This window comes from Kitasatospora nipponensis (assembly GCF_039528135.1).
Lineage (GTDB): Bacteria > Actinomycetota > Actinomycetes > Streptomycetales > Streptomycetaceae > Kitasatospora > Kitasatospora nipponensis.
Map to the genome: position 1 here is coordinate 1 of NZ_BAAALF010000066.1, position 995 is coordinate 995.

Annotated in this window: 1 protein-coding gene; it reads left to right on the forward strand. The window is 69.2% G+C overall.

What is annotated here, in order from left to right; all coding sequences use genetic code 11:
* Window positions 1-940 (forward strand): hypothetical protein (locus ABD323_RS19380; RefSeq protein ID WP_344442970.1); only part of this gene is annotated, 940 nt, incomplete at its 5' end.
* Window positions 941-995 lie beyond the last annotated feature (55 nt).

Consider the following 995-nt stretch of genomic DNA (forward strand, 5'->3'; position numbering starts at 1 on the left):
CGCGCCCAACGCCTCGGCCTCCTCGGCCGAGAACGCGGTCGCCAAGGCCCAGCAGGACGCCGCCGACGCGCTCGCCGCGGCGAACCGGACGGGCTACAAGGCGTCCGCGGACAAGGGCTGGTGCGACACCGGCACCGGCACCGTCTGCGCCGCGTCCACCAACGTCGCGGCGACGTCGCCCGCGCCCGGTTCCCCCGGGACGCGGAACTGCTCCGACAACTCGTGGGGCCAGTACGCCTGCACCATGACGGCCTCGCTGAACCCCGACTGGAACAGCGCCCTGCTGCGGACGTTCGGGGCGGCGTGCATGAACGCCGACTTCGCGAACACGGACTGCCAGCCGTCGATGTTCATGCAGGCCGCGGTGATCGCCGGCGCGAACGCCAAGGTCGACCCCCGCCTGGTGCTCTCCATCGCCCTGATGGAGACCAGCGGCAAGGAGGTGCCGTACGTCAAGAAGTACGGGCTGGACGGCTACCTGGTGTACGAGAAGGCCGCGGTCGAGGCCTCCGAGCTGGGACTCTGGCCGGGCCACGGCGGCGACGGGACCGCGTCGATCGGCATCACCAACATCAAGCCGGTGACCTGGACCTACCTGACCAAGGCCTACCCGCAGGTGTTCGCCGGCCACCAGTGGAGCGACCTCGCCGGCAACACGGACCTCGACCTCCAGGCGACCGCCTACTACGTCAAGTACCTGGAGGACAACGAGGTCGTCAACGCCACCGGCTCCGCCCAGCGCAACCTCAAGCCGCAGGAGATCATCTACGGCCTGTACAACGGTGGCATCGATCCCAGCAGCAAGTCGTACCCGGTCTACAAGATCGCGGACCGCTTCGGGCCCGGCGTCAGCGGCAACATCAACGCCTGGCAGCAGTACTGGACCCAGGCGAACACGCTGATCTGCGGCAGTGGGATCCTGACCTGCAGCTTCCAGTGATCGCGACCCCCGGGTCGTAGGGACCGGGCCGGTGGGCCGTCAGCGCGCTGACGGC